The sequence below is a fragment of the Vibrio sp. TH_r3 genome (assembly GCF_033101115.1).
Classification (GTDB): Bacteria; Pseudomonadota; Gammaproteobacteria; order Enterobacterales; family Vibrionaceae; genus Vibrio.
Window position 1 is genome coordinate 36,764 of record NZ_JAWMPW010000026.1, and the last position, 10,103, is coordinate 46,866.

At 38.4% G+C, this 10,103-nt stretch carries 5 protein-coding genes and 1 riboswitch; of the genes, 3 read left to right on the forward strand and 2 right to left on the reverse strand.

The window, feature by feature from the left end; translation table 11 throughout:
• Positions 1 to 115: 115 nt before the first annotated feature.
• Positions 116 to 1,888: a PglL family O-oligosaccharyltransferase gene (locus tag R3X26_RS16265; protein WP_317718383.1), complete on the forward strand. Its 1,773-nt coding sequence runs from the start codon at positions 116 to 118 to the stop codon at positions 1,886 to 1,888.
• Between the two features lie 188 nt (positions 1,889 to 2,076).
• Positions 2,077 to 2,255: riboswitch (Lysine riboswitch) on the forward strand.
• Between the two features lie 96 nt (positions 2,256 to 2,351).
• Entirely contained in the window at positions 2,352 to 3,704 is a 1,353-nt protein-coding gene (gene lysC, locus R3X26_RS16270) for a lysine-sensitive aspartokinase 3 (protein WP_317718384.1), read from the forward strand.
• Between the two features lie 149 nt (positions 3,705 to 3,853).
• On the opposite strand, the gene metH is transcribed toward lysC, so the two are convergent.
• Complete coding sequence (gene metH, locus R3X26_RS16275) at positions 3,854 to 7,534, reverse strand: methionine synthase (protein ID WP_317718385.1); 3,681 nt, start codon at positions 7,532 to 7,534, stop codon at positions 3,854 to 3,856.
• Positions 7,535 to 7,727: 193 nt separating this feature from the next.
• On the opposite strand from metH, the gene R3X26_RS16280 reads away from it, so the two are divergent.
• On the forward strand, positions 7,728 to 9,008 hold the full coding sequence (locus R3X26_RS16280) for a sodium:proton antiporter (RefSeq protein WP_317718386.1): 1,281 nt from the start codon (positions 7,728 to 7,730) through the stop codon (positions 9,006 to 9,008).
• Positions 9,009 to 9,042: 34 nt separating this feature from the next.
• Here the strand turns inward: R3X26_RS16280 and metA are convergent, their stop codons facing one another.
• Positions 9,043 to 9,984: a homoserine O-acetyltransferase MetA gene (gene metA, locus R3X26_RS16285; RefSeq protein WP_317718387.1), complete on the reverse strand. Its 942-nt coding sequence runs from the start codon at positions 9,982 to 9,984 to the stop codon at positions 9,043 to 9,045.
• Between the last annotated feature and the right edge of the window lie 119 nt (positions 9,985 to 10,103).

Consider the following 10,103-nt stretch of genomic DNA (forward strand, 5'->3'; position numbering starts at 1 on the left):
TTTTAATTGTTTCAACAAACACATAGCTAAAGTTAATCCTCTCTAGGTTGTAATAAGAAAAAAAGGTAAAGTATAAAAACGAGCTTTGCTCGTTTTTATACTTAGGGATGTAATAATGGCAATCATTCATCTTAGTGGTACAAAATTAGCGCCACGCAAAGCTAAAGCACCACTAAACCGAAAATTCATGTATTCAGTTGGCTTTGTCTTCCTCATAGCCATGCACTTATATATTCCTAATTTAGGTGGCGCAGGCTTAGCTCTTCCTTTTAATATTAGTACTTGGTTGTCACTGAGTTATGTTATTGCTATTGGTTTGTTCCATATGGCAAAAACTCGACAAGTACGTTATTCAAAACTTTCCATCGTTCTTTTTATTACTTGTATTTTTCTCACAATACCGATTTTTTATCCTTTACATAATGACTGGACCAGTTTCCTCCCTCGATTAATAGCTGTTTGGTCTGGATGGTTTTTTTTCTTAATACTTCAGCAGTTCCTTTTAAGTAATCAGCACAAGCAACGGTTACTTTGGTTTATTGTTATTGCAACAGCAATGCAAACTATATTGAGTTATTTGCAGTTATTTAGTTTATTGCCAAAAGACATTATTGGTTACAACGATTTCACTCAACTTCCATTTGGTGTTTTCCAACAATCCAGTGTTATGGTGAGTTTCCTATCAACGGGTGTCATTCTGTCTGGTTATCTGTTAGCAAGACAACAAAGAAAGTATGGTCAAAGAATCAGTCGCACTCTGTTTCTATATGTCTTACCTATTTTCACAGTGCCACAGCTGTTTTTACTTAGCCAAGGATTGGAATGGATTGGAGCCGCTATTGGTTTTCTCTTTGTAGTTGTTTATTTATATCGATTTTCTACTCCGCAAAGATTAGCTGGTTGGGTAGCGTTATCTGTTGCTGGTGCTGGATTAGGATTAATTTTATTTTCCACAATTGGAGGTTCAATATCCAATTCGGACACACCAGAAATATCCAAAACGATGTTATTCCCACAAACTATTGATATGCTTGTTGAAAAACCCTTTACAGGTTATGGCTATGGTCAAATTGAAACGGCATATGCATTATATACAGCGAGACAACATCAATTAAATCCTAATTACCCAGCAGGATACGGCCCTCTACAACATCCACAAAATGAAATTCTCTACTGGGGAATTGAGGGTGGAATTATTCCTATACTCGGTCTTATTTTTTCTTCCGCTATGGTGTTATTTAAAATCTATTCGGCCCGGAAAGGAACTCGATTAGCTATATTCAGTTTATTCATTCCAATCATTATTCATAGCCAGATAGGAATGCCTTTTTACTTATCAGCAATTCACTGGCTTATATTGATTATTCTGCTTTATTGGGTGGATCAAAGAACATCCAAATATCGAATCGTTTCATTTTCAACTATCAGCAGTATTGCTCTTAAAAATGTTGCGTTGATTGTACCTTTAGTGACCACGACTTGTATGGGATTAGCATTACAAGCTAATTTTACTTTGTATCGATTCGACAAGTCATATCCAAAAGATACCGCTATACTCTCACAAGTGATGGTTCCCTTCTCTGAGACAATTGAATTTAATTGGCAATTACGCAGTAATTTACTTAAACAAGGTCTAGTCAATAAAGACGAAGATTTAATTACCCAGTATATTAACTGGTCTGTTATCGCGATTAAAAATGCCCCAAAAGAAAAGTACTATCGACATTTAATTCTTGCTTATTTAGGCTTGGGAGAAATAAGTAAGGCTGAGCAAATCCGTTCGGAAGCAAGTTTTCTTTTCCCAAATAATGATTTTTCAATGTTAGATATTGAACCGATCATAAAACCAACGAAAACGGAACAAGATACGATAAACATCGACAAATAAAAGTTACGTGCTCTTTTTAGCTTAAAACATAAAAAGGTCGTGCGTTCGGTATAATTATCTATTTTAACAATTGACTTTTTCATAACAAAATCGTTCAATAAAAACCTCTAGTTTCTGGTGCTAGAACTTAGAGATATCATTTTATAGCGATGTAAAACGATATTGCCATTTAGAACAATATTTTACTTTATAACAGAAGAGGAGCATTGCCCAGGCAGCTGCTTTGTGGAGCCTCAACTCCAGTACAAAGCAATCAGGGGGAGCAATGCCGAGATGAAGATTCATTGAGTGTGAATATTCGTCGGTTGAGTAGGCTGAATCCTACCAATTGTCACCAAATTTCTTTTGGTGAAGAGCTTCTGAGGTCCGCATAGATAATTAATGCTTTTCCTCTGCTCTAGAAATCTCTCTTCAATATAACAAAAACAAACTGTTAATTTGACCATATACAGGGAGAAATGCCGTGAGCGCATTCAATGTAGCAAAATTTGGTGGAACAAGTGTTGCCAACTTCGAAGCCATGAGTCGTTGTGCCGAAATTATCGAGAATAATCCAAAAACCAAACTCCTCGTTAGTAGTGCTTGTTCTGGTGTAACCAATTTATTAGTAGAGCTTGCTAATGGTGTTCAAGACGATCAACGTCGCCAAACTATTATCAAACAACTTGAAGTAATTCATTATGCCATTACAGATCAACTTGCTGACCCAGATAAAACCAAACAAGCCGTCGCCTCATTATTAAAAAGTGTCGCGTCAGCAGCAGAAGCGGCCTCGTTTCAAAGCAGCGATAAGCTTACCGATCACATGGTCGCGTATGGTGAGCGTATGTCGACCCACATACTCACTCAAATATTAGTTGAACGAGGAGTAAATGCTGTTCGATTTAACATTCGCGAAATAATGAGAACCGATAGTTTTTTTGGTAAAGCAGAACCAGAACTAGGCACTATTTCAGAGCTCGCTAAAGAAAAACTCGTCCCTTTGTGTCAAAATCATGTTGTCGTCACTCAAGGCTTTATCGGTGCAGATAAAGAAGGAAATACCACAACATTTGGTCGAGGTGGAAGTGACTATAGCGCTGCACTTATCGCAGAGGCAGTAGCGGCTAAAGGCCTCGAAATTTGGACCGATGTTCCTGGAATTTATACAACCGATCCTAGAATTGCTGAAAAAGCCTCACCTATCGCTGAAATTAGTTTTAGTGAAGCCTCTGAAATGGCAAACTTTGGTGCCAAAATTCTACACCCTTCCACTTTAGTGCCCGCTCTTCGTCATGGCATCCCTGTATTTGTTGGCTCATCAAAAGCTCCAGAAAAAGGCGGAACTTGGATTCGGCAAGAGGTAGAGAGTTCCCCTCTATTTAGAGCTTTAGCATTGCGCAGTAATCAAACAATGGTTACGCTGCGTAGCCCAAATATGTTTCATGCTTATGGTTTTTTGGCTGAGGTCTTTAAAATTTTAGCCAAATACAAAATTTCTGTCGATCTCATTACTACATCAGAAGTGAGTGTTTCACTAACACTTGATCAAACCAATACCTCTGGTGGTGCGCCTGAACTACCGGCAGAAGTAAGAAAAGAATTGGAACAACTTTGTGTGGTAGAGGTTGAGCAAAACTTATGCTTGGTTGCTCTCATTGGCAATAATATGAGCCAATGTAAAGGCTATGCAAAAAAAGTATTTGGTACGTTAGAAGAGTTTAACTTGCGCATGATTTGCTATGGTGCAAGCCCACACAATTTATGTTTTTTAGTTCATTCAAATGACTCTAGAAAAGTCATTCAAAAATTACACCAAGAACTTTTTGAATGTTAGCGGTAAGTTTTTAAAATAATAGCCTCATACCGAGGTGTATTATGAAATGAGGTCAAGTACAACTTTATTTCTAGTGAGATAATCTTAAAAAAAGGCTTAGTTCTAACACTAAGCCTTTTCGTTCTCATTGCACTGGTTTAAATAAGAACTTAGTCTATATTTGGACCTAACCATTTTTCTGCTTCTAACACATCCCAGCCTTTTCTCTCTGCGTAATCTTCTACTTGGTCCTGTTGTATCTGAGCAATAGCAAAAAATCTAGAATCAGGGTGAGAAAAATACCAACCTGAAACTGACGCACCCGGCCACATAGCGTAACTTGAAGTCAACGACATACCAATTTTTTCCTCTACATCAAGAAGCTCCCACAGTGAGCCTTTTTCAGTATGCTCAGGACAAGCAGGATAACCAGGTGCAGGTCTGATTCCTTGGTATTTTTCTCGGATAAGATCTTCATTTGATAAATTTTCATCTGGCGCATACCCCCAAATTTCTGTACGCACTTTTTGATGTAAATATTCAGCAAACGCTTCAGCTAAACGGTCGGCGACCGCTTGAACCATGATAGCGTTGTAATCATCGCCTGCGGCTTTGTACTTATCGGCAAGCTCTCTTTCACCTATACCACCGGTAACAGCAAAACCACCAATCCAATCTTTTTTACCACTGGATTTAGGTGCAATGTAATCGCTTAAACAATAATTAAAGCCTTTCGGTTTTTCTGTCTGTTGGCGTAAATTATGAAGGACTTTTGCTACTTTAGTCCGAGATTCATCAGTATAAACTTCAATATCATCTCCAATACTGGCTGCAGGCAATAGCGCACAAATACCGCTGGCTTTAAGCAAACCTTCACGTTCAATTTTATCCAACCAAGCATTGGCATCATTGAATAACCGTTTCGCTTCTTCGCCTACCTCTTCATGTTCGAAAATTTTAGGATATTTACCCATCAGCGTCCAAGTCATAAAGAAAGGCGTCCAATCAATATAATCTCTTAAAGTTGCCACATCAAAATCTTCAAAAACATGAACACCTAATTTAGCTGGTACGGGTGGAGTGTAAGCTTGCCAATCAATATTAACCTTGTTATCTCTTGCTCTTTGTAAAGAAACTGGCTTCGTTCTTGGTTTTTTACGGGCATGTTGCTCACGAACGGTTACGTAGTCTTGTTGAAGTTTTTCAACAAATGCAGGTCGAAGCTCATCAGATAATAACGAAGAACACACACCCACTGCACGAGAAGCATTATTAACGTAAACCACTGGGCAACTATAATTTTGCTCTATCTTAACCGCTGTATGAGCTTTCGATGTAGTTGCACCACCAATCAGAAGAGGAAGGTCAAATCCTTGCCGTTCCATTTCCTTAGCGACATGTACCATTTCATCAAGTGAAGGTGTGATCAATCCTGATAGGCCAATAATATCGACCTTTTCTTCTTTAGCGACTTTAAGTATTTGCTCGCAAGAAACCATTACACCTAAATCAATGATCTCGTAGTTATTACACTGTAGAACCACCCCTACAATATTTTTACCTATATCGTGAACATCACCCTTTACTGTAGCAAGTAAGATTTTTCCGTTAGTGCTGCCCACTTGTTTTGACGCATTGATATAGGGTTCAAGGTGAGCAACGGCTTGCTTCATAACACGTGCAGACTTAACGACTTGAGGTAAGAACATCTTACCTTCACCAAACAAGTCACCTACTACATTCATCCCGTCCATCAACGGACCTTCAATAACGTGCAGAGGTTTCTCAGTATTCATTCTCGCTTCTTCAGTATCGTCTACAATAAATTCGGTGATACCTTTCACTAACGCGTGCTCTAGTCTTTTTTCTACCGGCCAACTACGCCACTCTAATGCAGAAGCATCATCTTCTTTACCGACCGCGTTTTCTCTATATTCATCTGCTATTTCTAACAGATTTTCAGTACCTTTATCGGTTCTATTTAGTACCACGTCTTCAACTGCTTCGCGCAGTTTCTCTGGGACATTATCATATATTTCCAGCTGACCAGCGTTAACAATACCCATGTCCATGCCATTCTTAAAACAGTGATAAAGAAAGACGGCATGTATAGCTTCACGCACATAGTTATTGCCTCGGAATGAAAACGATACATTAGAAACCCCACCCGATATCATCGCATGAGGAAGGTCACGTTTAATATCAGCAACGGCATTGATAAAGTCAACGGCATAATTATTGTGCTCATCGATACCGGTGGCAACAGCAAAAATATTAGGATCAAAGATAATATCTTCAGGCGGGAAACCAACTTCATCAACTAGAATTCGATAAGCTTCTGTACATATTTCGAGTTTACGCTCTCGTGTATCTGCTTGTCCGACTTCATCGAAAGCCATAACAATGACAGCGGCTCCATAACGACGAACTAGTTTTGCTTGCTGAACAAACTTTTCCTTACCTTCTTTTAACGAGATAGAGTTTACAATGCCTTTACCCTGGATGCATTTCAAGCCTGCCTCTATCACTTCCCATTTAGAAGAATCGACCATAATTGGTACTTTTGAAATTTCAGGTTCAGTTGCACATAGATTTAAAAAACGCACCATACACGCTTCGGAATCCAGCATTCCTTCATCCATATTAATATCGATAATTTGAGCGCCGTTTTCAACTTGCTGCCGAGCTACTTCTAAGGCTTCATCGTACAATTCTTCTCTGATCAAGCGTTTAAATCGTGCCGAACCAGTTACATTGGTTCGCTCACCCACGTTAATAAATAGTGAATCTTTATCAATAGTTACTGGCTCTAAACCAGAAAGACGACAGGCTATAGGAATATCTGGTAATACACGCGGTGGAACATCTTGTACAGCTAGTGACATTTGGCGAATATGTTCTGGTGTTGTACCACAACAGCCACCAACTAAATTAACGTAACCGCTTTGTGCCCATTCTGAAATATGCTCAGCCATATCTTCAGGAGAGAGATCATATTCACCAAAAGCATTGGGTAAACCTGCATTAGGATGAACAGAAACAAATGACTCTGAAATACGTGACATTTCGACAACATATTGCCTTAGTTCATCTGGGCCTAACGCACAGTTTAAACCAAATGAAATTGGCTTTACATGGCGTAGAGAATTGTAAAACGCTTCAGTCGTTTGACCTGATAATGTTCTCCCTGATGCATCAGTAATGGTTCCAGATATCATTATTGGTAGCGATATACCTAATTCTTCAAATACACCTTCTACAGCAAATGCACAGGCTTTAGCATTTAGGGTATCAAAAATAGTTTCAATCAGTATTAAATCAACGCCACCTTTGATAAGTGCTTTGGTTGATTCTGAATACGCTTCAACCAATTCGTCAAAATCAACATTACGAAAACCAGGATCATTAACATCAGGAGAAATAGAACAGGTACGGTTAGTCGGACCTAACACCCCTGCAACATAGCGAGGTTTCTCTGGCGTTTTTGCACTCCATTCGTCCGCAGCTGCTTTTGCTAATTTAGCAGCGGTGAAATTAATTTCTCCACTCAAGCTTTGCATATCATAATCGGCCATAGCAATACTGGTCGCATTGAACGTATTGGTCTCTAGGATATCTGCACCCGCTTCTAGATAATCACGATGAATATCTGCGATCAATTCAGGCTGAGTTAAAACTAAAAGGTCATTATTACCTTTTAAATCTGAATGCCAATCTGCAAAACGCTCTCCTCGATAATCTTTTTCCTCGAGTTTATGGTTTTGAATCATGGTGCCCATGCCACCATCAATGAGTAATATTCGCTGTTTTAGTTGTTGTTCTATTGTTTCTCGTAAATTACTTCCAGACACGTTTAAGCCTCAATATTTTTAACTTTGCAGACATCCTATCACAGAACGAGTAGAAATCTAGACGTCTAAAAAGAACTAAAATAGGATTTTGGTTAACCATCGGCCTTTAAAACAATTTTTTATTATCTATGTTGATAAAGTTGTCTTTTAGAACGAGAATTCACCTATCGAATACAAAAATTGGAACGATTTAATGAGTGTCTACAACACACTGTGCTTTTTAGCTGCTGCTGCAATGATGATCGCGTTTATCAACTCGAAATTTGGCAAGCTTCAAACTACGATAGCAATTACCGCAGGCGCGTTGGTTCTATCATTACTTATGATTATTGCAGGGCAAAACGGCTGGTTTGATCTAAATAATTTAGCGATAGAGACCATCGATAGTATTAATTTTGAAGATTTTCTATTAAAAGGGGTATTAGGCTTTTTACTTTTTGCCGGAGGCTTGGGTATAAACCTTAATAATATGAAAGACCAAAAATGGGAAATTACCCTGCTCGCGTTAGGTGCAACATTAGTCTCTACATTTTTGATTGGCTTTATGTTATTCGCAGTCATTAACTGGCTAGTTGGTGTGGAGTTTGCCTTAGTTTACTGTCTATTATTTGGTGCTCTCATTTCTCCAACTGACCCAATTGCTGTTCTTGCTATAGTAAAAAAACTCAACGCTCCTAAAAGAATATCTACTCAAATAGAGGGAGAGTCACTTTTTAATGACGGATTCGGTTTGGTTATTTTTGTAACACTTTTTACCATCGCTTTTGGCAACGAAACCCCAACCGTAGGATCTGTAACATTATTATTTTTACATGAAGCAATAGGGGGAATTATTTATGGAGCCGCACTTGGCTTACTATTCCATTACTTAATTAGTTCTACTGATGACCATTCTATGGAACTGTTATTGACTCTTGGAATACCGACTGCTGGTTATGTATTTTCCGACGTTATTCATGTATCAGGTCCTTTAGCCATGGTGATAGCGGGAATAATGATCGGCAACTGGACCAGACTAAAAGGTTTTTCAAAAGAGAGCGAGCACCACCTTGACCATTTTTGGGAGTTGATAGACGAATTTTTAAATGGCCTGTTATTTTTGTTAATTGGTTTATCAATGGTAACTTTTGAATTTCATTCTGAAGATTGGATTTTAATGGTTATATCTATCCCATTAGTTCTTGCTTGTCGTTACACGAGTGTTGCTTTGTCTTACACGCTATTTAATCGTTTTAGAAGTTATAACCCTTGGTCAGTTAGAATTTTGACGTGGGGTGGATTACGCGGAGGTTTAGCGCTTGCAATGGCGATGGCGGTTCCTGCTGGAATTTTGGTTGTGCCTAATAAGAATATTGATGTACGTGAAATTATCTTGGTAATGACCTACTCCGTCGTCGTATTCTCGATACTTATTCAGGGTTCGACTATCACATCGATGATCAATAAAGCAAAAAAGAGTGAACCTCAAGACTAATAATTAAGGGATGCTAAGTTAGCATCCCTTAATTTCAATCATCTTTAGTGAAGTATTCTTCTGAAAAATGCTCGAGGTCATAAGGGGTTTGTTGATAAACACAATAATTCAACCAATTTGAAAACAACAAATGGCCATGACTTCGCCAACTTGCAATCGGTACATTATCTGGATTATCGTTTGGATAATAATTAACGGGGATAGCCGGATCCATTCCTTCTGCTAAATCGCGTATATATTCATTGTGCAACGTATGAGATTCATACTCAGGATGACCGGTTACAAACACATTGCGCTTGTCTTTTGTCGCTGCAAGATAAACACCTGCAATATCTGACGTGGCAAGAATATCTAAATCTGTATGTGAATCTAAATACTCAGGAGAAAAATCAGCATAACGAGAATGAGGAGCTAAAAAAGTATCATCAAAGCCCCTTAAAACTGGGTGATATTTCTGTTGTATTTGATGGGTATAGACACCGGAAAGCTTCTCTTTACGGGTTTTTTTAGGTAAGTCATATAGTAACTTTAACCCAGCCTGTGCAGCCCAACAAACAAATAGTGTAGAGGTGACATGCTCGGTTGCCCAAGTCATAATAGTTTCTAGATGCTCCCAATAAATAACATCCTCAAATTGTACTAATCCAAGCGGTGCACCAGTTATTATTAATCCATCATAATTTTTTTCTTTTACAGTATTAAACTGACGATAAAAATCATCTAAATGCTCACTAGGCGTATTCTTACTTGGCCTATCATCAATACGTAATAACTCAACGTCTATCTGCAATGGGCTATTGGATAATAAACGTAAAAACTGAGTTTCAGTTTCTATCTTCTTAGGCATCAGATTCAGTATTAGCACTTTTAAAGGACGAATTTCCTGAGTAGAAGCACGAGACATAGGCATAACAAAAATATTCTCGTTTTTCAGTACATCAGATGCGGGCAATCTATCTGGGATCCTAATTGGCACTACTTTCTCCTTGAGCTATCTAGACGTCTATATAGCCACATTAATCGAATTTGATACTGTTGTCGAGTACTACTACAGAAAGAAATCAGCACTAACTTTGAAATTACGTACATTATGAA

Excerpts from the sequence above, each read along its gene's own strand:
- R3X26_RS16280 (WP_317718386.1), top strand. The coding sequence starts at position 7,728 with ATGAGTGTCTACAACACACTGTGCTTTTTAGCTGCTGCTGCAATGATG.
- R3X26_RS16265 (WP_317718383.1), top strand. The coding sequence starts at position 116 with ATGGCAATCATTCATCTTAGTGGTACAAAATTAGCGCCACGCAAAGCT.